Genomic DNA, 23,662 nt, shown 5'->3' on the forward strand with positions numbered 1-23,662 from the left:
AAAACTGTTTATTCTGACAGTCAAATATCTGTAAAAACCTCAATTTAACAATTTTTGCGTCTATGGTTTAGTACTTTTGGCGAAAATACATCCCATTGATTCAAAATGATTAGCACGGAACAGGTTTTAAATGCATTGCGATATGTTGAAGACCCGGATTTGAAAAAAGATCTGGTCACCTTAAACATGATTGAAGACATCAGAATTGATGGGAATAACCTGAGCTTTTCAGTGGTATTAACTACCCCGGCTTGTCCACTAAAAGAGATGCTTGAAAACGCTTGCCGGAATGCCATTGGACATTTCATCAGCAAAGACATAGTCGTTAAGATCAACATGACCTCGAGGGTTACCAGCCGTCCGAGTCCTACATTAAGCAACATCAAGAATATTATTGCGGTGGCGTCCGGTAAAGGTGGAGTCGGCAAGTCAACCGTTGCCGTCAACCTGGCCATTGGTCTTGCGAAGAAAGGGGCCAAAGTTGGACTTATTGATGCCGATATCTACGGGCCGTCCGTGCCGATGATGTTTGGGGTAGAGGATATACGACCAAGAGCCTTTGAAAATGCTGAGGGGAAAACACGTATTGAGCCGGTTGAAAAATATGGCATTAAACTACTTTCTATAGGTTTTTTCACTGATCCAAATCAGCCGGTGCCGTGGCGTGGACCAATGGCATCAAATGCGATTAAACAATTATTTAATGACGCGGATTGGGGTGAACTGGATTACCTGGTTGTTGATCTTCCTCCGGGCACCGGAGATATCCATATCACTATCAGCCAAACTTACCCGATCACCGGTGCTGTTATAGTGACCACACCTCAGAATGTAGCATTAGCGGATGCGCGGAAGGGTGTTGGTATGTTTCTCATGGAGTCCATAAACGTTCCTGTACTTGGAGTCGTAGAAAACATGTCTTATTTCACGCCTGCAGAACTGCCGGACAATAGATATTATATCTTCGGCCAGGATGGCGGCAAAAAACTTGCTGAGCAATTTGATATACCATTCCTGGGTGAGATCCCAATGGTTAAGAGCATTAGCGAAGGCGGCGATGAGGGTTCGCCCGTGATACTAAAAGACAATGACTTGATGGCGGATGCGTTTATGCAGATTACGGAAAGAGTTGCGCAGCAGGTAGCTATTCGGAATGCCAGGAAGTAAGAAAAATTTATATTTAGTATCTTTATAAAAAATAACAACATCATGGATTTGTTGCAAAAAGTTGAAGATGCGTTGAATACCATACGTCCTTATTTGGAAGCGGATGGCGGAAACGTGTCAGTAGAAGAGATCACCGCCGATAATGTGGTGCGTTTACGGTTGTTAGGATCATGCGGTTCATGCCCCATGAGTATCATGACCTTAAAAGCCGGCATAGAAGAAGCGATCAAAAAAGCCGTTCCTGAGATAGCGTCCATTGAAGCCGTTAATTTAACTGATATAGATGACCCGAACGCTGTTTTACCCGAGCGTTTACAATAGATCCCGAGCATCAAAAAGATAGCTGACCGTCCTCTCACACAACGCGTTTAACACTATTTAACACACTTACGGCACGATTTTTTGGTAGTTTTGGAATTATGCGTTATTACTTAATTATTCTCGGATTATTCTTTTGTTCGTTCGGCTACGCACAAGCGCCGGACAAGAAACTGGTTCAGTTTTCCGGCGTCATAATTAACTTAGACAGCGGGACGGTAGTGCCCTATGTGAACATCACCAATAGAACTGCAAAAAACCAAATCTTTTCCGCCAATTATAAGGGCTATTTTTCATTTGTTGCTCATGAGGGTGACACTCTTCAATTTAGTGCTATTGGATACAAACGGGAAGGTATAGTAATCCCCCAAAATCTTCCTGACAAGAAATTCACAGTGATGGTCAAGATGAAACAGGAGATTATCAATCTTCCAACCGTGCGCGTTTTCCCATGGGCCAGTATGGATGATTTTAAGCGGGAGTTTTTAACGATGAAGTTCGCTGATGACGATTTGGCTATCGCGAGCAAGAACGTTTCCCAGCAAAGCCTGGCTGCTATGGCTGCTAATTTGCCGAGAGACGGACAGGAAATGCAGAGTCTTAATTTCCAGAACAACCATAGCCGCCTTGTTAATCAAAATATGAATCAGCGGATGTCAAACCCGCTGCTCAGCCCATTCGCATGGGGAGCCTTAATTCAGCAGATCATGCAGGGCGACAAAAGCAGGGATAAAGGAAATTAAGGTATAGGGTTTTTGCCTTTTTATCGTTTCTTTTTCAGGGCTGGGAATTTCATTTTGTAGTCCACTTTCACAAATCCTTTCGAAATAGAGTCTAGCCTGTTTTTAAGCATCGCCTTACGCAAAGGGCTCAGTTTATCTGTAAACAGCTTACCCTCAATATGATCATATTCGTGCTGAATAACCCGTGCCGCCAGCCCATTGTAGGTTTCTGTATGCTCCTTCCAGTTTTCGTCAAGATAGGTAATAGTAAGGGTTGGATGCCGGTTTACATCTTCCCTAATATCAGGAATACTTAAACAGCCCTCATTAAAGCTCCACTTTTCGCCATTCTCATCGATCACCTGTGGATTAATAAATATTTTCTTGAAGTCTTTCAACGCCTCATCATCCTCAGCGAACGGAATTGCATCTATCACGAATAAGCGAACTGACAAGCCGATTTGCGGAGCCGCTAATCCAACGCCATGAGCTCCATACATCGTCTCAAACATATTGGCAATTAGACTCTCCAGATCTGGATAATCGGGAGAGATATCAATAGCTTTCTTTCTTAAAACCGGGTCGCCGTAGGCTATTATGGGCAATTTCATAAATGCAAAAATAACAGGATTTGTAAGTACGCGGGCATATTTAATTGAAATTCGAGGAAATGGAAGATATGCTGTTAGCTGCGTGGTTCGAAAAGGAGGGTTGTGAGCTGTGATTTATCAAACATCTGGTTGGATATTTCGAGCGCCTGGCTTGCGGTCACCGCATTGATCTTTGCGAATACTTCTTCAAGTGTATCCACCTTGCCGTAATCCAGTAAACTCTTTGCCATGGATATGATCAGGCCCATCCGATTCTCCTCTCCAAGGGCTATCTGGCCAATAAACTTCTGTTTAGCCTGGTGCAATTGAACGCTTCCCAATTCTTTATCTTTTAATTTATCGAGTTCTTTAAATATCAGTTTAGACGCTTTCTCAACCTTTTCGGCGTCGGTGCCAAAGTATATTGAGAAAATGCCTGTGTCGCTTAGGGGAGTATAATTCGACTCAATGGTGTAGGCAATTCCATATTTCTCCCGGATTTCCAAATTCAACCTAGAGCTCATGCCTGGTCCACCGAGCAGATTATTTAGCAATAGAAAACCAATTTTATTAGAATCATGAAAGGAATAAGCCCTGGATCCAATTACACAATGTGCCTGATTGATCGGTTTTTCAGCACTGAAGCTTTTGGGGTGGTAAGAATTCACTGCGACCCGTTTCCGGGGACTGGTATTTGAAGTGATCTGTCCAAAGATTTTTTCACTGATCTTTATCACCTTTTTAAAATCATAGCTCCCCAAAACTCCAATAACTATTTCATCTGTACGATAGTTGGCATTACTAAAATTGACTATGTCGTCCCGCGTGAAATTTTTTACACTCTTGGGTGTTCCCAGAATATTTCGCCCCAAAGGGTGCCCGTCAAACAGCAAATCTTCAAAGTCATCATTCACAGCTTCGTCCGGCTGGTCCTGGTACGAAGAGATCTCATCGAGGATAACATCTTTCTCTTTTATCATTTCATCCTCCGGAAAAACAGAATGAAAAACGATGTCCTCAAAAAGGTCAAGCGACCGTTCAAGATGCGGGTTTAAAAACGAAGCATGTATGCAAGTATACTCTTTGGTGGTATAAGCATTCAGATCTGCACCTACCACTTCCAGACGGTTAAGAATTTGATTAGTGGTCCGCTTTTCTGTTCTTTTAAACAACAGGTGCTCAATGAAGTGGGCAAGACCGCTTTTGTCGGTCGCTTCATCTCTCGAACCAGCATTGAGTATTATGCAGGCATGCGAAACACTGGTTGCCCCAGGCTTGTGTAAAATGCGAATGCCATTGCTGAGAGTATGTACCTGGTAATCCATATCCGGCTAATTTATCAAAAACAAATAGATTGCCGGTTAAGCTGTGAATTCGTTTTTTAACTGTTTTATTAATGGCTTTTAACAACGAAGGCCTTTCAACAATTGAAAAGCCTTCGTTGTTAAACAATACGATATTCCGTAAATAATGGAATAATAAGAGCTAAAAGATCTATTTCTCGCCCATTGCCGACTGGTTAATAAAACCTTCGGCAATTTGGCTTAATAGAGTATCAGTGTTTTTTTCTTCTTCCAAAATCTGGCTAAGAAGTTCTGATGCTTCAGGCAAACCTAAAACATCAGCAAGAGTACGCATGGTACCATAGGAAGCAATTTCGTAATGCTCCATCTTTTGTGCTGCCGCAATAATACCTACGTCCCTGGTCATGGTACCATCTTCGGTTTCAGACATAATACTTTCTGATTCCTTAATTAGTCCCTCCATTGCTTCGCATTTTTTGGCCTGGGCCTTCTGATCCATACTGGCGAAAACCTGCTCCAGCTTAACTATCTGGTTTTCGGTTTCGGCGATATGTGTTTCAAGAGCTGATCTTAACTCGTCCGAAGTTGCTTTCTTCGCAAGCCTTGGAATCGCCTTTAGCGCGTTCTTCTCTGCCCAATAGATGTCTTTCAGCGAATCAACAAAAAATTCCATCAATGCCGACGATTCGTCAGGCATCTTTTGGGTGGTTGATCTTGATTGTTTAGTTGCCATAAACTTGAGTTTTAATTTTTGGTAGAACAAATGTTTTTCATAATGAAATGACCATCAGCAAAAGGCTCTTGACATCTTCACTGGCTTCCTACTGTATGGCACCTCATTGCTTAAATCAACATCGCTCTAGGGGAATAGTTCTACAAAAAATTCAAAACAATCGGGCGTAGGCAGATTATGTGGGAAACAGGCCTATTTCAGTTTCCCTTTGTAAGTTTTTTTGAAAAGCTGAAAACGAGGAATAGACACCGATCTTACATACGGGTCATTCGGATGACGATCTATGTACTGCTGGTGATAGGATTCAGCCTTATAAAACTCGTTTAGTGGCTTCAGTTCCGTTACGATGGGGTTTTTAAATCTTCCCGACTTAGTCAAATCTCTTATAGTCTGCTGGGCGACGGCTTTCTCAGCCGGCGAGCCATAAAACAGAATCGAGCGGTAGGAGGAACCTTTGTCCGGTCCCTGTTGGTCGGGTGTTGTTGGGTCATGGGAAGCGAAAAAGACTTTAGCAAGTTCTGAATAGGTGATGATCTTCGGATTATAATATACCAGTACTGATTCTGCATGACCGGTTGTTTCGGTGTTAACCAGCTCATAGTAAGGGTTTGGTTTAGTACCCCCGGCATAACCGGATACGGCTGAATCCACCCCTGCCACAGCTTCAAATATATGCTCCGTACACCAAAAACATCCGGAAGCAAAGGCTGCAATAGCTTTTCCCTTAGGCGCCTTCAGGATGATTTTCTTCACATCATTCTTTTTCTGCGATTGGGCATCACAGGCCAGAAATGTTGTGGTAATAAATATGGCGGTAACAATTGAAATTATGTGTTTCATGGAGATTTTTAATTGATATACGTTAAACAATACAAAGATGGTTTGTTTAATATAATCGACAGCTATCAATAATCTAAATTTACCCGGCCCAGCCATCACGGTCCAGGCTGCGATAGTTGATCGCTTCAGCCAGATGTTCCAATTGGATTTCCTCACAACCTGCCAGATCGGCAATGGTACGGGCAACTTTTAAAATACGGTCGTACGCCCGGGCAGACAGTCCCAGTTTCTCCATTGCCTTTTTGAGCAGCAGCTGCCCGGCTTCATCGATACGGCAAATTTCCCGAACCGATTTCGGACTCATTTGAGCATTGCAAAAAACATCGGTTTTATTCTCAAAGCGTTTAACCTGCACATCACGAGCTTGAACGACCCGCTCCCGAATGAGCTCACTCTTTTCAGCAAGTCGGTCAGATGCAAGTTCGGTAAAATTAACCGGTGTAACCTCCACATGCAGATCAATGCGATCTAGTAACGGTCCGGAGATCTTACTCAAATACTTCTGCACCATACCTGGCGGACAGATGCAGTCCTTCTCAGGATGATTATAAAAGCCGCATGGGCAGGGATTCATTGAAGCTACCAGCATAAAGCTGGCTGGATAGTTGACGGTTGATCGCGCCCGTGAAATGGTTACTCGCCGCTCTTCTAAAGGCTGACGCATTACTTCCAGTACGCTTCTCTTAAATTCAGGCAGTTCGTCTAAAAATAACACGCCGTTATGAGCAAGTGATATTTCCCCCGGCTGCGGGTTAGTACCCCCGCCAACAAGGGCAACATCGCTAATCGTATGGTGGGGAGAACGGAAGGGTCTGACAGTCATCAGCGAATCGGAAGCCGCAAGCTTACCAGCAACCGAGTGGATCTTAGTGGTGTCAAGAGCCTCAATTAAGTTAAGCGGCGGCAATATAGTCGGCAGTCTCTTGGCCAGCATGGTTTTGCCGGCTCCGGGAGGTCCGATTAAAATAACATTATGACCGCCGGAAGCGGCTATCTCCAACGCACGTTTTATATTTTCCTGTCCTTTTACATCCGAGAAGTCATTGTCATACTTACTAATATTGATCAGAAATTCTTCCCTGGTATCTACGAGGGTTGGCTTAAAATCATGCTTGTTGTTAAAGAAGTTGATGACGTCCAACAGGGTCTCAACTCCATATACTTCAAAATCGCTTACAATGGCTGCCTCGCGTGCATTCGCTTTCGGCAGTACTAAACCCTTGAAGCCTTCCTTTCGGGCTTGTATAGCGATCGGTAAGGCGCCTTTGATTGGTTGTAGTCCGCCATCCAATGATACTTCCCCCATAATGATAAACTGATCAAGCTTATCCTGGTGGACCTGGCCAGAGCCCGCTAGTATGCCAATAGCTATTGCCAGGTCGAAAGCAGAACCCTCTTTACGGATATCGGCAGGCGCCAGGTTAACTACAATCCGCTGGCGTGGCATATGGAAGCGCGAGGTATTAATGGCAGCTTCAACCCGAAGCAGGCTTTCCTTCACCGCGTTGTCAGGTAATCCGACAATGAAGTATTTCAATCCGCCGCTAATGTTTACTTCTATGGTAATCGTAATGGCTTCTATTCCGTAAACGGCGCTTGCATAGGTTTTTACAGGCATCTGAGAGTGCTAAGGGAATCTCAAATTACTCAATTTTATCCAATAAAGTTTCGCTATAAGAAACAAATCGCACAGCAAATAAAGATTTAGTTAAGTAACTCCTATAATCGAAAAAACCCGGTGCCATTAAGCATCGGGTTCCTCTATAATTTTGTAAGCTTACTGCTTACCGAAAGGCATCTTTGGCATGCCTCGCATCATCTTGGCGGCTGCTGCGGGATTAGAAAATTGTTTCATCACTTTGCGCATATCTTCGAACTGTTTGATCAGTTTATTTACTTCCGTGATATTGCTGCCTGATCCGTTTGCAATCCGGGCACGGCGGCTTTGATTAATAGAATCAGGATTTTCGCGTTCGTAAGGAGTCATCGAGCGGATAATTGACTCAATGGGCTTGAAGGCGTTATCGTCAATCTCCACATCCTTCAGGGCTTTGCCTACACCGGGAATCATCCCCATCAGGTCTTTCATATTACCCATTTTTTTGATCTGCTGGATCTGGCTGATGAAATCATTAAAGTCAAACTTGTTCTTCCTGATCTTTTTCTGAAGTTCAGCGGCCTCTTTTTCGTCAAACTGCTGCTGAGCACGTTCAACCAACGACACCACATCACCCATCCCGAGGATCCTTGAAGCCATCCTGTCCGGATAGAATACATCAAGGGCCTCCATTTTTTCGCCGGTACCAATAAACTTAATCGGCTTCTGAACTACCGATTTAATTGATAATGCCGCACCACCACGAGTGTCGCCGTCAAGCTTTGTTAAAACTACCCCGGTAAAATCCAGGCGTTCGTTAAAGGCTTTAGCGGTATTTACCGCATCCTGACCAGTCATCGCATCAACAACAAACAAAATTTCGTGAGGATTGGTCGCAGACTTAACCTCGGCAATCTCATTCATCATTTGCTCATCAATGGCTAAGCGGCCGGCGGTATCCACAATAACCACATTGTTGCCGTTCTTTTTTGCTTCTGCAATACCTGCAAGGGCAATAGCAACCGGATCCTTTGATTCCAGGTTGGCATAAACCGGAACACCGATCTGGCTTCCTAAGACCTGCAACTGGTCTATGGCCGCAGGGCGATACACATCACAGGCAATAAGTAAAGGCTTTTTGTTTTTCTGTGTTTTTAAGAAGTTCGCCAATTTACCCGAGAAAGTCGTCTTACCGGCACCGTTTAAGCCGGCAATTAGAATGACGGTCGGATTAGCGGTGATCTGAAGTTCCTCAACGGATCCACCCATTAGCTTCGTCAGCTCATCATTCACGATTTTGGTGAGCAGTTGTCCGGGAGATATAGTGGTTAATACATTCTGACCTAAAGCTTTCTCTTTAACGTCATCTGTAAATGTTTTTGCTGTTTTATAGTTTACGTCGGCATCTAAAAGAGCTTTCCTGATCTCTTTCATGGTTTCCGCCACGTTTATTTCCGTGATGTTACCCTGACCCTTTAATACTTTAAATGCCCGGTCAAGCTTATCCTGTAAATTTTCAAACATAATATATCAATATATAGGGCGCAAAATTAGCAATATTCTGAGGAACTATTGAAAGCCAAAAAATATTGGCGAACAGCGGCCGGGAAAGGTTGAGTCGAGATGTCAATAGCGAGCGCCCTGTCAGAATATCCCGGATTCTGCTTCCACAAATTCTTCACCGACTTATTAGGGGCTTCTACCGAGAAATGAGGCTTCCCCGCCAGATTCTGATTGTGCTGCTTTAGGCCGTAACATACATTTGACTTAACAAGCAACATAATTAACCGGGCGCCGCTGCAACTTTAGTAACATCTGCAGCGTCATATGCTCAAACCAACCATAAAGTCCAACAAAAAATTAGATGAAAAAATTATTGTCCCTGACCTTTCTTGGAACCGCGCTAGCCTTTTCAGCACTGCAGGCCGCCGATAAAGAACCGGAAGTAAAGAAAGTAAAGGCCGTGAGAATTGATAAGGCGCCAAAGATTGACGGCATCCTCGATGAGGAGATGTGGAAGAATGTTCCTGAGGCTGTTGACTTTACTGAATTACGACCTGTGCCGGGCAGAAAAGAGAAGATCGGGCAGGAAACTCACGTTAAGATAGTATATGATGATTCGGGCATCTACATAGCAGCCCGGATGAATGAACATAACCCGGATAGCATTGCCCGCGAACTTGCTCCCCGCGATCAGGTGGGCAACGCCGATTTCTTCGGCATAGTGTTCGACACCTATCTGGATAAGATCAATGGAAACGGTTTTTTTGTTACAGCCGCTGGTTCGCAGTTTGATGCCAAATACTCTAACGGCGGTAACGAAGACCCGCAATGGAACGCAGTCTGGGAGAGCGATGTAAAGATCGACGAAAAAGGCTGGACTGTTGAAATGCGCATCCCTTATTCAGCACTCAGGTTCTCCGAAAAGGATATCCAGAAATGGGGTGTGAACATGATCCGTAAGCGCCAAAAAATTCAACAGCAATTTTTTTGGAACTCAATCGATCCTAACAAGAATGGTTTCATAAATCAGAACGGAGAATTATCCGGTATTGAGAATGTGAAAGCGCCGGTCAGGCTATCATTTTCCCCGTATATATCTAGCTACGTGAATAACTACCCTTATAATATTTCGGGTGTAAAGAATACAACAGGCTCATTTAATGGGGGGATGGACATAAAGTATGGGATTAATCAGAGTTTCACTTTGGATATGACCCTTGTACCAGACTTCGGACAGGTGCAATCAGATGACCAGGTATTGAACCTGACGCCATTTGAAGTTCAGTTTGATGAGAACCGCCAGTTTTTTACTGAAGGAACTGAACTGTTTAGCAAAGGTGACTTATTCTACTCCCGCCGTATTGGTTCAAACCCAACCTATTTAGGTGACGCAACGCTTAACACCGGCGAAAAATTTGTGAAGTACCCCGTTGAAAGCAAGTTGTTAAACGCCACAAAAATATCCGGCCGCACCGCGAAAGGCTTAGGTATAGGCTTCTTCAATGCCCTGACTAACCGAATGGAGGCCACGATTGAAGATGCCGCGGGAAACAGGCGCTTTGTTGAAACCCAGCCGTTAACTAACTACAATATTTTTGTTTTGGATCAATCTTTAAAAAACAACTCATCGGTCAGCTTGATCAACACCAATGTGCTGCGCAAAGGTTCGGCTTATGATGCCAATGTTACAGCCGTTGATTTTAGTCTGAATGATAAGAAGAACGTGTGGAATGTGAGCGGTACAGGTAAGATGAGTAACATCACGGCGCCAGGAACGGAGGCGGACGCTACCGGTTACAGCTACAGGCTCAAATTCGGGAAACAGAGTGGTAAGTTTGTTTATAACTTTCTGCAGCAACTAACCGACGACAGATATAATCCTAACGACCTCGGTATTCTGTTTAACAATAACTTTCTTGACAACTCCGCTTTTGGCGAGATCAATCTGTACAAAGGCAAAAAAGTTTACAGTGAATTGCACGCTTTCATCCAGACAAAATATTCTCAACGATTCAGGCCGCGTTCGTACCAGTCGTTTGGTGTTTACTCAGGCATGTATATGATATTTAAGAACCTTTGGTATGTTGAGGCAAACGCCGAATGGGAACCTGAGGGCAACGATTTCTACGAATCAAGAAACGATATGGTGTTTAAAAGATCATCGTATACCTTTGGTGGATTAGAAGTTGGTTCAAATCGCTCGAAGAAATATAATGCTGGTGTTTTCGCCTTTGTCAACGCGAAAAAGCAATTTGATGGAGTTGGCTACAATGTTGGGTATTACCAGAATTTCCGTATCAGTAATAAATTCAGCATCGGTAACGATTTAAGTTATGAGCCGCAGCTTGATCACGCGGGCTGGGTAGGAAGTAATGCCAACGGCCAAACCATATTTTCAAAATTTGACCGCCAAACCATCGAAAATTCCTTTGACGCTAAATATTCATTCAACACCAAAATGGGTATCACACTCGTAGCCCGTCATTACTGGTCGAGCAGGCAGAACAAGGAGTTTTTTGCCCTTACAGAGGCTGGCAGACTGAACCCCATTACTGGGGTAAATAACACCTACGATGTGAACTTCAACACCTTCAATCTCGATATGAATTACATCTGGCAATTTGCCCCGGGAAGCGAACTGACTGTTACCTGGAAAGATGCTTCTATGGCTAATGAAAGTCAAGTGTTAAGAGGCTACGGTAGAAATTTCAGTCATGTTTTCGATACTCCCCAAAACAATAGCCTTTCCGTAAAAGTGTTATACTACATTGATTATTTGCAGCTCCGGAAAAAAAGATAAGTTTAGTTTAGTTTAGTTTTGAAAAGAGCCCTTCAGAATGTATTTTCTGCAAGGGTTTTTTGTTTACAAGGCACTGCTACCGGACTTTTTACATTCATCCAGCTAAATCTGTCGCTTCAGAGAAACAATTGAAAGTGCCCTGATTCACTTCTGCCAGTTCTTGCTCAGCTGTTCTTCAGCTCTAAAGCAGCTGGAACGTGTTTTAGCTGAACTAGAATGGAAGCAGAACCGTTTGAAGCTGAACAAAGTAGATTTTGGCGCTCGAAATAGCTGATAAATTGGAGATAGTGCTTAATCTTTCACCTATATTTATTTGTTCGTAAAAAGAACAAGAATGTACAACTACGCATATTAAATTAGTACTGCTTTCAAACCGTTTCAGTAACCTAACCAGTTTATTAATATGAAGGCCCTTTTATGTGTGTTGATAGTTTTACTTTCCCTTAGTTGTTTTGCACAACCAAAGGACGCCACTTTCAAAATCATTTCTTCAAAAGAGACAGACTCAGATGGGGTCTACCTGAGTTTGCATTTAAAAATTAATGATTCTCTTGAAGTGGATCATACAGTTGTTTATTACCTGGTGGACCAGCAAAATAAATCGATTCTGCACTCCATGTCCGATAAGGACGGTGAGATTTATCTGGCTATTAAAAACTTTAAATATATAAAGTATATCTACGTTGGTGGACCAGGACGTGTTACCACACGAATTAATTTGACTCAATTTAAAGGCAAGGATGTTGATTTGGAACTTGTTGTGGAACCAGATTTACAGCCACTAATCAATTAAAGGTCTTTTTAGGGATGAACAGTCTGCTGGAAGAAAATTCAGATCTCCCGGATTTAATCCTTTAAAACGCGGCGCATTTTATTTCTGCAACTTATACACCAAACCCAGAGACATCGTTTGACTTGCCTGGATCTTGGTATCAGTATCATCATCATATAAGACCACCCCGCTAAGAGCAACATTAATCAGACGGTTCACACGAGCAGTGACGGTCACGTCGAGTCGGTGATCAATGGCTCGCAGATGTTCATAATTGGCGAACATCACATACCGGCTCTTTAAATTTAAGTTGGTGGCGATATCCTTGTCAATGCTGCTGACCAGCTGAAAAGCGAGCTCGTTACGGAATCTGCGTCCGGGTTCAACACCGAAGTTCTTGGGATTAGTTCGGTGTATCGAAGTGTCCAACACAAAGGTTTGCCTTGCTGTTCCGGTACCAATCCGAAGGAAGAAGTATTTTACAGGTTTATATTCAAAACCGACTGATTCAGTTAAATAGCCTGGAGCCATAAAGCGGGACAATAATGTACGCACTTCCCGGCCATCGGTGTCTTTACTAAATGAGTAGCCTTTCTCAAACTGAGACTCGAAGTTCAATGAGCCGAAAAAGTTCCAGGAGCGAGAAAGTTTCAAGCCAACCTTGTTGTCCCAGAAAATCCGGTCAGCCGTTTTACGTTCCAGCTGGTCTTTGTTTTTCTGTTTGCCGTATTGTAAAAGGAGCTCCGAAACAAAGTTTTTGTCGCCTTTGGTGTAATCCGTTTTGTAACCGAATAAAGTTCCCAGAGCCAGTGAGTTGACACCGCCACTGCTCCAGTTGTCACTGAAGGAAGCCTGGTTGAAGTTGACGCCAAAAGAGATCCAGTTTCGCCAGTAGTTTACTTTCAGTTCAAGGGAGTCGCTTGGCAGGTCAACCGGTTCAAGCAATAATATGGGGCTGCGGACTGGCAGACTATTTTTACGAGGATATTCTTTTAATTCCTTTAATCGGATAGTGTCAGGAACCGATAGAGTGTCCTGGCCTTTTAGTGGATTTATAAACAGGAAGGAAACAAGAAGTAAAAGCAAGTACCTAATAGACATTGCACAAATAAACCTAAAATATTAAGGCTTTTAAAATTCAATTTCAATTTGACGCATAACGCGAGGCAAAGTATCTGGTCCATGCCCAGAATCTACGGTGCTTTAAATAGTTTAAATTTCTATCATTAACATAGGCTTCACGTTCGAAAACGATGTTTCGGTAGGCTTTATCGTGCTGCATGTAATAAAGCAAATTAAGCAAATAATTCAGCAGGTAGAGCATGTAAAACGGAACAAGCAAAAGTTCTAATTGCTGGCGCAAATGAATCTTCTCATGATTGATTATCGCTTTATTGAGCTTCAGCGTTTTCGTTTTTACTAAAATAAACGGGAAAAGTGCCATCCCCGCTGCAGGCATGAATGGTACTCTGATGATAATCCATTTCATGGATTGTCACCTCTTAATGGTGGGAGCCTGCGGACGGAAGGGTTTTCCAAATACTTTTGATAGCTGGTTTTTATGAAAGTGATGAGCTGATAATCATTCGCCTCGATAACGAAGTTGTAGGTGGGTCGGTATTGCTGCATAAAATCGGCTAGTTGACTACCTTTTAATCCGGTTACATCACTAACCAGTTTCGGATCATACCGGTATGCGATCATCGCCTGGTGGTAATCGCGCTCAATAATCTTTTGGAGCTGCCGCGCGTTTCGCCCTTCTTTGCTTAACAGGGTATATAGCGTATTGATGCTCAATCCAGCACCCCCAGCACCCGTATTGCCTCCTGTGTTAAAGATGTCTTTTACATCCCCTTTTGAATAGGCGTCCTTATAATCTTTTTGTGTTTCCTTGAGTTGCTCTTTTGGGTTTTTAAGGCTGTCTTGAATGCGCACTTCCTTTAACTGAATACTGGTGCGTTTCAAGTGGAAAAGTATCGTATTTGCCGTTGCGACAGTAACTGTATCCACACGATAGCCCTGTAAGGCAGCAACTAACACATCACCGGGACTCGCAGTAGTGGTAAATTCGCCTTTGCTATTGTTGTAAAAGCCTTTACTTGTGCTTGTATTATAAATATATACTCGCGAAAGTCGTTGTTTGCTATCCCGGTCAAAGACAATACCCTGAACTATTTTCTCCTGGGCAAATATTCTTCCTGTCAACAGGACCAATACGCTGAGTATGCAAAAAAGATTTTTCAATGGCCGTAAAACTATGCGAATATTTTTCGAATGTACGTGCTTTAACAATCTTTAACACATTAAATTCGGAAGGGTTTAACGAGTTAGATCAAGTATTATTTGCGTGGTTTTTCTAGCAGCGCGTTACTTTCATTAATTTGCGGTTAAACGACGTGGGCGATTTGATATTTGAACGCTAGATTTTAGAAACTACCAGTAGCTGTCCCAGCTGAAGTTCTTGTTTCTGAAGGTTGTTTAAGATTTGCAGATCTTCAACAGTTAATGAAAACCGTCGGGAGATTGAATAGAGGGTGTCGCCTTTTTTTACCTCATAAATTTTCATAACAACCGGCGGTTTTGCGATATCTTCCTTTTTTTCTTCCGGGATACTCTCCGTAATCTGGGCTAACACACGGTCTTCCCGCTGGATCTTTTCAATGTTGTTTTCTTTCCGGTCGTACTGGTCAAGACCATAGCGCTCCACAAGGCTGATCAGTAATTCCGGGTAACGCGGATTAGTGGCATAACCGGCCTGTTTCAAGCCGCGCGCCCAACCCTGATAATCATCTTTATCTAGTTCAAATAGAAAGGCATAGCGTTTACGTTTAAGGAATTCAGTATGATCTCTGAACGATTCTTCCGGACTTTTATACACCCTGAAGCAGTCATCGATCTGATCATCATCGCGCAGAGTTGTCGGACCTTTCCAATCTGAATTGCACTTAATACCAAAATGATTATTCGCTTCCCTGGCCAGGCTGCTGTTACCGTTTCCAGATTCAAGCAGTCCCTGTGCAAGGGTAATACTGGCTGGAATGCCGGACTTATTCATTTCGCTTATCGCGATAGCTTTGTAGCGATTAATATAAGCTTCGCCGGAATATTTGTTTACAAGAGAATTTTTTACGGGAGCCTTGTCAGTCGGTTTGGCAACGGGGGTATTCTTTGACGCAACCTTCAAGCTATTACATGAGCTTAGTAGGACACCTGCCATACACAGGACAATTATATTATATCTCATTAAGGTTAGGTCTTTAATCTTTGGCCGATAGTTAAATTGCTGCTTCTTAGGGAGTTTTTCTTCATCAGGCTTCTTACGGATATTCCGAATCTTTTAGAGATCTCTCCTAAAGTATCACCTTTTTTTACTTTGTAGGTCGATCCGTTAGCTCTAACAGATGATTCTTTTACTGATGCGTTTGCCAGAATGGTCCCAGGCATTCCTTCCGGACGTTCATCGAATTGATAAAGCTTGAATTTTTTGATAGTGGCCATTACCTGGCTTCCCCATGTTCGACTGGCTGCATAGCCGCCACGTTGTATTCCCCAGACCCAATTCTTATAATCGTAATGTGTGAACTTGTCGAACATCGGACTAAATTGGCGGCGGTTTTTCAATAGCGATATAAAATCCTGATAACTTGATTCTACCGATTCGTAGCCGCGGTAAGATGATTTGATAGCAGTACTGCTATTTTTACCTTTCATCCCAAAGTGATTATTGAGATGCCGGGCGATAACACTTGTCCCGTTAGCCGACTCATGCATCGCGACGGCAAGAATTATACTGGCAGGCACGCCATGTTTTTTCATTAATTCGACCGCATCATTTTTGTGCTTTTCAATGTACCTGGAAGCGCTGCTTTGCGCAGATGCAGTTAAGGTTAAAAAGAGTAAGATCAGAGTTAGTGATTTCTTCATACGTTATTTTTTTAGGACCATAAATAACCCGTCACGTACCGGAAGGATAAGCTTCTCAACGCGCGGATCTGATTTTATCATGGAGTTAAATTGATTTATTTCGCGGGTGTCGCTATCCTGACTTTCAGGTTGCAGAACTTTCCCGCTCCAGAGAACATTGTCAACAACGATCAGTCCGCCGGAGCGGACCTTGTTAAAAACGAGGTTATAGTAAGTTTTATTATTCTTCTTATCTGCGTCAATAAAAACAATATCGAATACTTCATCGATTTCTGGAATAACCTCCAAAGCATTGCCGATATGATATTGAATCTTTTGTACGTAATCCGATTGGCTAAAGTTCAAACGGACCATTTCTTCAAGCTCGGAATTGATGTCAATGGTGTGAATAATGCCGTCTTCTGTTAAGCCTTCGGCCAGGCAAAGGGTAGCATAGCCGGTGTAAGTGCCAACCTCCAGTATTCGCTGCGGTCGCATCATTTTGCTAAGCATGCTGAGTAGCCGGCCCTGATAATGGCCTGAAAGCATGCGTGGCATTAGTACCTTCAGATGTGTTTCGCGGTTGATGTGTTTTAACAGATCATCCTCAGGTTCACAATGCCGGTCCAGGTATTCGGTAAGTTCATCGCTTAGTAACACCATGGCCGCAAAGATAGTAATTTTTGATTTTAAGGAAATTTGGGCTTCTAAAACGGGCGTTCTTCTTAAAATAGTGCTCGTTTTATGCAAGTACCGCTATTTTAGCCAAGGATTGGCTAGGTCCACTTGAAGATGAGGCATGGCGGGATTTGTAAAAGGAATGTTGTTGTTGTTCCGTTTCCCTTCTCAGATCTAGCCGGTTTAAAGAGAAGGCCTAGCATTTAGTTAAGTGATCGGATAAGTCTCGATCGCTAGAGCTATAAGCACAAAATTATTTTCCTTCTTCTTCTTTTTCAATCACCGCCAAAGCCAGTCTGATCTTTAAATATGAAACACTTTCATTGAGATGTTCAAAGATGGGTTTCATGGCTTTATTGCTTCCACCTAAAAACTTGAGCGCTTTTTTCACATGCTCAACTTCCTGCCAGCTGACGAATTCTTCAAGGCTATCGATGTTTCCACGGAGATAGAGATAGGCCAGGTGTGAGTAGGCGGTTTGCGGACTTATATTTCTTTGCGAGGCAATCTCCTCAGGCTTAAGTCCCTGCTTGTAAAGCAACAGCGTTTCCTGGTAGGTATTTCCCTTTTGGGCTTTGCTGCCTGGGCCTTCTAAGAATCCCAGGATCGCATCGATAAACGCTTGTCCGTAACGCTCAAGCTTATGTTCACCAACCCCAGTAATATCCAGCATCTCCATACGGCTTCTAGGTTTTTCGGAAGCCATAGACTGCAGGGTAGCATCGCTGAAAATAATGTATGCCGGAACGTTTTCTTTCATTGCAAATTCCCGTCGAACATTTCGTAAACGATCAAAAAGTTCCTCGGCAGGAGCAATTGGACGTTTCGCTTTTTTCTCCGCGGAGGATGATTCTTTCCGGTCAAGTGCCTGTAGAACCGTAAGTTCTATTTTCTTTTTACCAAAGAGGATCTCTTTTCCGAGAGGTGTCAATTTAAGTGCGAAATTCTCATCGTAAGCCATCTCTAACACACCCACGTTCAGCATTTGCATCAGGTAGCGCTGCCAGTCCAGGCTACCGATCTCAGAGCCTGCTCCATGTGTCTTCAGCTGATCGTATTTGGCATAGGTGATTTCGGCCCGCATAGATCCGCGCAACACATCAATCACCATTTGTGAGCCCTCTTTCTCTGCCATTCGTACAATCGCTGATAGCGCTTTTTGCACCAGTACAGTCCCATCGAAGTGTTTACGTGGATTTTTGCAAACATCACAGTTGCCGCAATTCTCGGGAAGAGTTTCAGAGAAATAGTTCAGCAGTATTTTACGTCGGCAACTGTCAGCCTCCGCATAATGCTGAATACGCTTCAATTTCTCTAAGTTGATCTCGCGCTGCCCGCCTTCACTCGCGAACTTGTTCAGCATCATGATATCGGCATAGCTATAGTACAGAATAGTCTCAGAAGGTAATCCATCCCGACCGGCACGGCCAATTTCCTGGTAGTAACCTTCCATGTTTTTGGGCATATTGTAATGAATCACCCAGCGAACATTTGATTTATCGATACCCATACCGAAGGCAATAGTGGCACAGACTATCGGCAGATCATCATTGATGAAAGCTTCCTGAACACTGGCCCTGTCTTCGGGGCTCATACCTGCATGATATGAATCCGCTTTAATGCCGGCTGATTTAAGTTTTTCGGCCAGATCATCACATGTATTACGGCTCAGGCAGTAAATTATTCCGCTTTGATTTTTACGGCTGAGAATAAAACTGATGATCTCTTCGGTCTTTTGCTTTGGCTTAACGCCGATCCGTACATCCAGGCTCAGGTTCTTTCGGTCGAATGAAGAAACAAAAAGCCGCGGCTCACGTAGCTTCAGCTGTTTGCTGATATCTTTCCGGGTCACCTTATCGGCAGTTGCTGTCAGGGCAATAAAAGGGATGTCAGGGAATCGCTCCCGCAAAAACCCCATTTTCGTATACTCGGGCCGGAAGTCATGTCCCCATGAAGAGATACAATGCGCTTCATCAATAGCAAAAAGAGCCGGTTTAGCCATTCTTGTGATTTGATCCAGGTCTGTTAGAAGTTTTTCGGGAGAGACATAGAGCAATTTAACTTCTCCTCGATAACAGGCTTCCAGAATCTCCTGCTGATCGTTGAAACTTTGTGTGCTGTTTAAAAACTCAGCTTTAATGCCATTGACCTTCAGGGCGTCTACCTGGTCTTTCATGAGCGAGATCAAAGGAGAAACAACGATACAGGTTCCCTCCATGAGCAGGGCCGGAAGCTGGAAACAAATAGATTTCCCACCGCCTGTAGGCATCAGCACTAAAGCATCTTTTTTATCCAGAATCCGCTCGATAATTTCGGCCTGCTGAGGGCGAAACTGGTCGAACCCGAAATGCTTTTTAAGAATTTCCTGCGCTGAGGACATCATAGGCTGTTTGCTTTGTTATAGAAGATAGTTCTTTTTCTCGAGGTAGGACTGCAAAATAATGGTCGCCGAGATAGTGTCGACTCTTTCCTTGTTTTGGCGGTCAGATTTTTTGAAGCCGCTTTGAGCGATCGTTGCAGCCGCCATCTTCGAAGTGAAACGTTCGTCTATCGTTTCCACGGGGATATTGGGAAAAGTTTTTTTTAGCGTTGTAATAAAGCCCTTCACATGCTGGGCTGACTGTGAGGGCGTTCCATCCATTTGCTTTGGTTCGCCAACGACAAATAACTCAACGGGCTCGTTAAGGAGAAACCTTTTAAGGAACTCAACAATATCTTTTGGATGGATAGTGTCTAATCCTGTGGCGATAATCTGCAAAGGATCTGTTACAGCTACGCCGATACGTTTTGTTCCGTAATCAAAAGCAAGGATGCGCATTCGCAGGGGTTTAAGTATCTGGTACAAGTTTAATTTTGCAAATATACGCAGACGGTGGTGAAGACCTTCACGGTTGATACTCTGTATTAGACTTCCCTATAGCTTTCCTATATTCACACGGGTAGATTACTATGTGCTAACAGGGTATTCACTATATCCCGATATAGTCATGACATAGTAAGCACATACTAAGTATATAGTAAGCACATACTAAGCTCGCTTGTTGATCTTAATTAATTTGACGCAATTTGAAGCCTCACTCGCCATGAAAAATCGACTATCATAGAAACAAATTAAAAAGAGAAAGATCACCGGAATTCAGGCAGGCTGCTCAATTGCAGAGAATTTGTAACTTGGCAAGTGAAGTACTTTGTATTCGGCAAAATACTACCGCAATTGTAAATTCAAAATTCCCAAGCTATTACGTTGTTCAATATTCCGATATACAGCTAAAACATATCTGCCCTCATTAGTTATAACCTTCTCTCCCGAATTATGCGCCTAATCTTATTACTTCTTTCGCTTTCTAATCTCTTATCCAGTTGCCAGTTTAACAATAATGCCTCTTTAGATAAGTTGAACGACAGTGTTCCCACTGTTGCCTCAGAGCCTGCAAACATAGACACGGCTGACGCAGAAAGTGTTGAAGGCAACCCACAAATGTTAGCCCTTACTTCGAATGCGTTGCGGCTCGTCGATTCCGGATCAGGTTCAACAAGGGAGATTGCGTTTGGAATGCGGTTCGAACAGCTGGTTGGGGCTGTGACCAAGGTGTTAGAAAGCGCGCCTTCCAGCGTTGGTATAAATACGGAATGCGGTGCCGGCCCCCTGAAGATGGCCAGCTGGCCAAATGGATTGACGCTTGTTTTTGCTGAGAAGAAAAGGGATGATAATCAATGGATTTTTGTTGGTTGGTTTATTGATAAAGTGTCAGAAGTTAACGCAAAGAAACTTACAACTATGGCAGGTATTGGGGTGGGTTCTACGCTACAGGATCTACGGAACGCTTATGTAGTCACCGTGACAAGAACCACCCTCGGCCAGGAATTCACTGTAGATTCGGGATTCTATGGCCTGCTTTCAGGTACGGGCAAGAATGCTGTAATTGAGGTGATGTGGAGTGGCACAAGCTGTAATTTCAGGTAGCTGATTGAAGAAGTGCTTAATTAGTTTCCCTTTTTCTACCAGTTATAAAAACGTTTGCTGAAATACTATTAACAAGTAATTTAGTTAATGAAAACAACCGTAATCCAAAACATCTTTCGAATAATTCTTGGTCTGTTTATGGCTTTTGCCGGTGTCGGCCATTTAACTTTTCAACGAAAGGAGTTTTTAGCCCAGGTACCCGCCTGGCTGCCAAATGAGCCTGGGTTTATGGATTTTATTGTTTTGTCATCTGGAAGCGTCGAAATAGTGCTGGGGTTATCAATGATCTTTCTTATAAAATATAAAGTATGGGTGGGAATTGCGCTTGCACTATTTTATATTTTAATCTTCCCGGGAAATATTTCGCAATACGTCAATGGTATCGATGCTTTCGGACTTGATACCGATCGGAAAAGATTGATCAGACTCTTTTTTCAGCCGGTTTTAATTCTTTGGGCATTGTGGGCGACGGGTGCGCTGGCTTACCTACTAGAAAGATTCAGCGAACGAAAGAAGGCTAGGACTTAAATCTATGGGTCTTGAGACGACAGCTAATTATGATTTAAGGCTCCAATAATAACCCGTGACCAGCGATATAGATGTGCCTCTTTTTAGTTATTTTAGAGTTAACCGAAAAGAAAATGTTGTTAGGGCCAAAATTGCATCCGGATAATTATCTGGTCACTATGAAAAAAGTCTATTTCTTAATCATTCTGGGTTGCGTGATATTTACCCCTTTAACAAGGGCTAATGCACAGGAGAAAGCTAATCCTCAGGGAAAGTTCATAACCGTTAATGCAGCAAAGATTTACTACGAGGAGTACGGCATGGGAGAACCACTCATCTTACTCCATGGCTTCGGCAGGACACTGGCTGACTGGAAGCCATTTATTGGGGAATATTCAAAAACCTATCGTGTCATTGCCTGGGATATGCGCGGGCATGGCAGATCATCCAGTCCAGATACCAGCAGTGCGTTTTATCATCTCACAGCAACAAAAGATTTACTGGCTCTTATTCAAAAACTTAATCTCAAAAAAGTAAGGGCTATCGGACACAGTTCCGGCGGCATTATCATTTTAAATGCAGCAATACTGGAACCTGAACGCTTTGAAGCAATTGTCCCGGTAAGTGCACAAATGTACTTTAGTGTGCAAACACGGGAGTTTATTGAGAAGAACGCTAAGCCCGAAGCATATTATAAATTTAATGAGCTGGAAGGGCAGCACGGAAAAACGAAAGGGCGATTGATTGCCCGGCAGTTTTATCATTTCCGGGAACTTTATGGTGACCCGGCTATAACTCCGGACCAGCTTGCAGCCATCAAAGCCAGATCGCTTATTGTTCACGGTGACAACGACTTCGTGCCGGTGGCGCAAGCGTTTGAGATTAGTAAGCATATTCCCAATGCTCATCTTTGGGTTGTTCCAAACGGCTGGCATATGCCTCATGTTGGTCCTCAGAATGAAGTTGATTTCACCAGGATAACCTTAGAATTTTTAGATGGAAAGTGGAGTAAAGAGCGAAAGCCTTAAGGCACAACTGGATATGCAACCTTGTTAGCAGCGTACCTAACCACCTAACAAACTAACCAACTAACAATCTATTTTCCTATTTTGCAAGCCATGCAATTCAGTGATATCTTAGGGCAGCAAGAAGTTAAGCAGCATTTAATTCAAACCGTAGTTGAGAACAGGGTTAGTCATGCCCAGATGTTTCTCGGTCCGGAAGGGAACGGCGGGTTGGCATTGGCATTGGCCTATGCACAATTTATTTCCTGCCTTGATCGTCAGGCCCAAGATAGCTGCGGCGAGTGTTCTTCTTGTCGGAAATACAAAAAGCTAATTCATCCTGATCTGCACTTCTCTTATCCTTTCTTTGCAAAACACAAGGACGATACGGCCCTGAAGTTTGCTGCTGAATGGCGGGAGGCGTTTCTTTCAAATCCGTATTTAAGTTTGGAAGAGTGGCGTAACCAGCTGGATGCCGAAAACAAGCAAGCCAACATCAATATTGCTGAATGTCACCAGATCATTCAAAAGCTTAGTTTAAAGCCTTTTGAAGCTGAATATAAAGTGCTGATCATGTGGTTGCCCGAGTTCCTCGATAAGGAAGGGAACACACTTCTGAAAATAATTGAAGAACCTCCTCAGAAAACTTTGTTTCTGCTGGTAGCGCAAAATCAGGATCAGATCTTAAATACCATACTGTCCAGAACCCAGCTAGTCAAAATTCCCCGGCTTGCCGATGAAGAAATTAGCAGGTTTTTGGTTGAGAAAAAAGGAATCTCCGAAGTTAAGGCAGAACAAATAGCATATCTGAGTGACGGCAGTTTGCAATCCGCACTGAGTTTTATGGTTGGTGAAGAGAATGATAACCTGCAAATGTTTAGAGAATGGCTGCAGATCAGTTATGCGGATGCTGGCGCTAAGTTTATAGACTTCACCGAAAGAGCAGCTAAGCTTGGTCGGGAAAATCAAAAGAACTTTTTGCGATATGGGATGAACCTGATCCGGGAAAGTATGCTGATTCTTTCAGGAGCCGCTGACCTGGTTCATTTGCCTAAGGCAGAGCTGGAGTTTATCAGCAAATTTAGTGGGGCGATCACTTTGGCGCAGGCTGAATCGATAGTGATTGAGCTTGAGAAAGCGCACTACCATGTGGAGCGTAACGCTAATCCTAAAATTTTATTTTTAGATGTATCTTTGCAATTGGTGAAAATTTTAAAGTTTAATACGCTCCCTACCGGGACTCAATATATATACTCTTAA

23 protein-coding genes are annotated in these 23,662 nt (G+C 43.2%); 9 read left to right on the forward strand and 14 right to left on the reverse strand.

Annotated elements, in window-relative coordinates; translation table 11 throughout:
* Window positions 1-105: 105 nt before the first annotated feature.
* From AC1MCB_RS16200 to AC1MCB_RS16210, 3 genes are all read left to right on the forward strand, one after another.
* Window positions 106-1,167, forward strand: a complete 1,062-nt coding sequence (locus AC1MCB_RS16200; RefSeq protein WP_479965756.1) for an Mrp/NBP35 family ATP-binding protein — start codon at window positions 106-108, stop codon at window positions 1,165-1,167.
* 42 nt (window positions 1,168-1,209) lie between these two features.
* Window positions 1,210-1,488 (forward strand): NifU family protein, encoded by a 279-nt coding sequence (locus AC1MCB_RS16205; RefSeq protein ID WP_479965757.1) that lies wholly within the window; start codon window positions 1,210-1,212, stop codon window positions 1,486-1,488.
* Window positions 1,489-1,586: 98 nt separating this feature from the next.
* On the forward strand, window positions 1,587-2,228 hold the full coding sequence (locus AC1MCB_RS16210; protein WP_479965758.1) for a peptidase associated/transthyretin-like domain-containing protein: 642 nt from the start codon (window positions 1,587-1,589) through the stop codon (window positions 2,226-2,228).
* Window positions 2,229-2,248: 20 nt separating this feature from the next.
* Here the strand turns inward: AC1MCB_RS16210 and def are convergent, their stop codons facing one another.
* The 6 genes from def to ffh form a co-directional block, all read right to left on the reverse strand.
* Window positions 2,249-2,818: a peptide deformylase gene (gene def / locus AC1MCB_RS16215; protein ID WP_479965759.1), complete on the reverse strand. Its 570-nt coding sequence runs from the start codon at window positions 2,816-2,818 to the stop codon at window positions 2,249-2,251.
* 74 nt (window positions 2,819-2,892) lie between these two features.
* A complete protein-coding gene (locus tag AC1MCB_RS16220) occupies window positions 2,893-4,122 on the reverse strand; it encodes a M16 family metallopeptidase (protein WP_479965760.1) in 1,230 nt (409 codons plus the stop codon).
* Between the two features lie 169 nt (window positions 4,123-4,291).
* Entirely contained in the window at window positions 4,292-4,834 is a 543-nt protein-coding gene (locus AC1MCB_RS16225; RefSeq protein WP_479965761.1) for a YciE/YciF ferroxidase family protein, read from the reverse strand.
* A 192-nt stretch (window positions 4,835-5,026) separates the two neighbouring features.
* Window positions 5,027-5,674 (reverse strand): peptide-methionine (S)-S-oxide reductase MsrA, encoded by a 648-nt coding sequence (gene msrA / locus AC1MCB_RS16230; RefSeq protein ID WP_479965762.1) that lies wholly within the window; start codon window positions 5,672-5,674, stop codon window positions 5,027-5,029.
* A 79-nt stretch (window positions 5,675-5,753) separates the two neighbouring features.
* A complete protein-coding gene (locus AC1MCB_RS16235; protein WP_479965763.1) occupies window positions 5,754-7,292 on the reverse strand; it encodes a YifB family Mg chelatase-like AAA ATPase in 1,539 nt (512 codons plus the stop codon).
* Between the two features lie 159 nt (window positions 7,293-7,451).
* Window positions 7,452-8,795 carry a signal recognition particle protein gene (ffh, locus tag AC1MCB_RS16240; protein ID WP_479965764.1) on the reverse strand — a complete coding sequence of 448 codons (1,344 nt, stop codon included), beginning with the start codon at window positions 8,793-8,795 and terminating at the stop codon, window positions 7,452-7,454.
* 340 nt (window positions 8,796-9,135) lie between these two features.
* On the opposite strand from ffh, the gene AC1MCB_RS16245 reads away from it, so the two are divergent.
* Both AC1MCB_RS16245 and AC1MCB_RS16250 read left to right on the forward strand, forming a co-directional pair.
* The gene (locus AC1MCB_RS16245) at window positions 9,136-11,574 is read left to right on the forward strand and encodes a DUF5916 domain-containing protein (protein WP_479965765.1); all 2,439 of its coding nucleotides are present in this window, start codon (window positions 9,136-9,138) and stop codon (window positions 11,572-11,574) included.
* 403 nt (window positions 11,575-11,977) lie between these two features.
* On the forward strand, window positions 11,978-12,367 hold the full coding sequence (locus AC1MCB_RS16250; RefSeq protein WP_479965766.1) for a hypothetical protein: 390 nt from the start codon (window positions 11,978-11,980) through the stop codon (window positions 12,365-12,367).
* A 78-nt stretch (window positions 12,368-12,445) separates the two neighbouring features.
* Here AC1MCB_RS16250 and AC1MCB_RS16255 read toward each other — a convergent pair whose 3' ends face one another.
* From AC1MCB_RS16255 to ruvX, 8 genes are all read right to left on the reverse strand, one after another.
* Window positions 12,446-13,447: a DUF3078 domain-containing protein gene (locus AC1MCB_RS16255; protein WP_479965767.1), complete on the reverse strand. Its 1,002-nt coding sequence runs from the start codon at window positions 13,445-13,447 to the stop codon at window positions 12,446-12,448.
* Between the two features lie 43 nt (window positions 13,448-13,490).
* The gene (locus AC1MCB_RS16260) at window positions 13,491-13,835 is read right to left on the reverse strand and encodes a hypothetical protein (protein WP_479965768.1); all 345 of its coding nucleotides are present in this window, start codon (window positions 13,833-13,835) and stop codon (window positions 13,491-13,493) included.
* A complete protein-coding gene (locus AC1MCB_RS16265) occupies window positions 13,832-14,551 on the reverse strand; it encodes a peptidase associated/transthyretin-like domain-containing protein (RefSeq protein WP_479965769.1) in 720 nt (239 codons plus the stop codon). The genes AC1MCB_RS16260 and AC1MCB_RS16265 overlap by 4 nt, the downstream gene beginning before the upstream one ends.
* Before the next feature lie 214 nt (window positions 14,552-14,765).
* The gene (locus AC1MCB_RS16270) at window positions 14,766-15,590 is read right to left on the reverse strand and encodes a glucosaminidase domain-containing protein (protein ID WP_479965770.1); all 825 of its coding nucleotides are present in this window, start codon (window positions 15,588-15,590) and stop codon (window positions 14,766-14,768) included.
* A gap of 5 nt (window positions 15,591-15,595) precedes the next feature.
* The gene (locus AC1MCB_RS16275) at window positions 15,596-16,270 is read right to left on the reverse strand and encodes a glucosaminidase domain and LysM peptidoglycan-binding domain-containing protein (protein WP_479965771.1); all 675 of its coding nucleotides are present in this window, start codon (window positions 16,268-16,270) and stop codon (window positions 15,596-15,598) included.
* A gap of 3 nt (window positions 16,271-16,273) precedes the next feature.
* A complete protein-coding gene (locus tag AC1MCB_RS16280; protein ID WP_479968752.1) occupies window positions 16,274-16,912 on the reverse strand; it encodes an O-methyltransferase in 639 nt (212 codons plus the stop codon).
* A gap of 268 nt (window positions 16,913-17,180) precedes the next feature.
* A complete protein-coding gene (gene recQ / locus AC1MCB_RS16285; RefSeq protein WP_479965772.1) occupies window positions 17,181-19,310 on the reverse strand; it encodes a DNA helicase RecQ in 2,130 nt (709 codons plus the stop codon).
* Between the two features lie 15 nt (window positions 19,311-19,325).
* Window positions 19,326-19,745: a Holliday junction resolvase RuvX gene (gene ruvX / locus AC1MCB_RS16290; protein WP_479965773.1), complete on the reverse strand. Its 420-nt coding sequence runs from the start codon at window positions 19,743-19,745 to the stop codon at window positions 19,326-19,328.
* Between the two features lie 495 nt (window positions 19,746-20,240).
* Between ruvX and AC1MCB_RS16295 the strand changes: the two genes are divergently transcribed.
* The 4 genes from AC1MCB_RS16295 to AC1MCB_RS16310 all read left to right on the forward strand — a co-directional run bounded on the left by AC1MCB_RS16295 (window position 20,241) and on the right by AC1MCB_RS16310 (window position 23,662).
* Entirely contained in the window at window positions 20,241-20,891 is a 651-nt protein-coding gene (locus tag AC1MCB_RS16295; protein ID WP_479965774.1) for a hypothetical protein, read from the forward strand.
* Window positions 20,892-20,978: 87 nt separating this feature from the next.
* Window positions 20,979-21,419 carry a DoxX family protein gene (locus tag AC1MCB_RS16300; protein WP_479965775.1) on the forward strand — a complete coding sequence of 147 codons (441 nt, stop codon included), beginning with the start codon at window positions 20,979-20,981 and terminating at the stop codon, window positions 21,417-21,419.
* A gap of 158 nt (window positions 21,420-21,577) precedes the next feature.
* Window positions 21,578-22,426: an alpha/beta fold hydrolase gene (locus AC1MCB_RS16305; RefSeq protein ID WP_479965776.1), complete on the forward strand. Its 849-nt coding sequence runs from the start codon at window positions 21,578-21,580 to the stop codon at window positions 22,424-22,426.
* 90 nt (window positions 22,427-22,516) lie between these two features.
* Window positions 22,517-23,662, forward strand: a complete 1,146-nt coding sequence (locus AC1MCB_RS16310) for a DNA polymerase III subunit (RefSeq protein WP_479965777.1) — start codon at window positions 22,517-22,519, stop codon at window positions 23,660-23,662.

It is taken from the genome of Daejeonella sp. AP26 (assembly GCF_056680515.1).

Bases quoted from the DNA above. Each gene is read 5' to 3' on its own strand.
- AC1MCB_RS16200 (WP_479965756.1), top strand. From the start codon at position 106: ATGATTAGCACGGAACAGGTTTTAAATGCATTGCGATATGTTGAAGAC.
- AC1MCB_RS16205 (WP_479965757.1), top strand. From the start codon at position 1,210: ATGGATTTGTTGCAAAAAGTTGAAGATGCGTTGAATACCATACGTCCT.
- AC1MCB_RS16210 (WP_479965758.1), top strand. From the start codon at position 1,587: ATGCGTTATTACTTAATTATTCTCGGATTATTCTTTTGTTCGTTCGGC.
- def (WP_479965759.1), bottom strand. From the start codon at position 2,818: ATGAAATTGCCCATAATAGCCTACGGCGACCCGGTTTTAAGAAAGAAA.
- AC1MCB_RS16220 (WP_479965760.1), bottom strand. From the start codon at position 4,122: ATGGATTACCAGGTACATACTCTCAGCAATGGCATTCGCATTTTACAC.
- AC1MCB_RS16225 (WP_479965761.1), bottom strand. From the start codon at position 4,834: ATGGCAACTAAACAATCAAGATCAACCACCCAAAAGATGCCTGACGAA.
- msrA (WP_479965762.1), bottom strand. From the start codon at position 5,674: ATGAAACACATAATTTCAATTGTTACCGCCATATTTATTACCACAACA.
- AC1MCB_RS16235 (WP_479965763.1), bottom strand. From the start codon at position 7,292: ATGCCTGTAAAAACCTATGCAAGCGCCGTTTACGGAATAGAAGCCATT.
- ffh (WP_479965764.1), bottom strand. From the start codon at position 8,795: ATGTTTGAAAATTTACAGGATAAGCTTGACCGGGCATTTAAAGTATTA.
- AC1MCB_RS16245 (WP_479965765.1), top strand. From the start codon at position 9,136: ATGAAAAAATTATTGTCCCTGACCTTTCTTGGAACCGCGCTAGCCTTT.
- AC1MCB_RS16250 (WP_479965766.1), top strand. From the start codon at position 11,978: ATGAAGGCCCTTTTATGTGTGTTGATAGTTTTACTTTCCCTTAGTTGT.
- AC1MCB_RS16255 (WP_479965767.1), bottom strand. From the start codon at position 13,447: ATGTCTATTAGGTACTTGCTTTTACTTCTTGTTTCCTTCCTGTTTATA.
- AC1MCB_RS16260 (WP_479965768.1), bottom strand. From the start codon at position 13,835: ATGAAATGGATTATCATCAGAGTACCATTCATGCCTGCAGCGGGGATG.
- AC1MCB_RS16270 (WP_479965770.1), bottom strand. From the start codon at position 15,590: ATGAGATATAATATAATTGTCCTGTGTATGGCAGGTGTCCTACTAAGC.
- AC1MCB_RS16275 (WP_479965771.1), bottom strand. From the start codon at position 16,270: ATGAAGAAATCACTAACTCTGATCTTACTCTTTTTAACCTTAACTGCA.
- AC1MCB_RS16280 (WP_479968752.1), bottom strand. From the start codon at position 16,912: ATGGTGTTACTAAGCGATGAACTTACCGAATACCTGGACCGGCATTGT.
- recQ (WP_479965772.1), bottom strand. From the start codon at position 19,310: ATGATGTCCTCAGCGCAGGAAATTCTTAAAAAGCATTTCGGGTTCGAC.
- ruvX (WP_479965773.1), bottom strand. From the start codon at position 19,745: ATGCGCATCCTTGCTTTTGATTACGGAACAAAACGTATCGGCGTAGCT.
- AC1MCB_RS16295 (WP_479965774.1), top strand. From the start codon at position 20,241: ATGCGCCTAATCTTATTACTTCTTTCGCTTTCTAATCTCTTATCCAGT.
- AC1MCB_RS16300 (WP_479965775.1), top strand. From the start codon at position 20,979: ATGAAAACAACCGTAATCCAAAACATCTTTCGAATAATTCTTGGTCTG.
- AC1MCB_RS16305 (WP_479965776.1), top strand. From the start codon at position 21,578: ATGAAAAAAGTCTATTTCTTAATCATTCTGGGTTGCGTGATATTTACC.
- AC1MCB_RS16310 (WP_479965777.1), top strand. From the start codon at position 22,517: ATGCAATTCAGTGATATCTTAGGGCAGCAAGAAGTTAAGCAGCATTTA.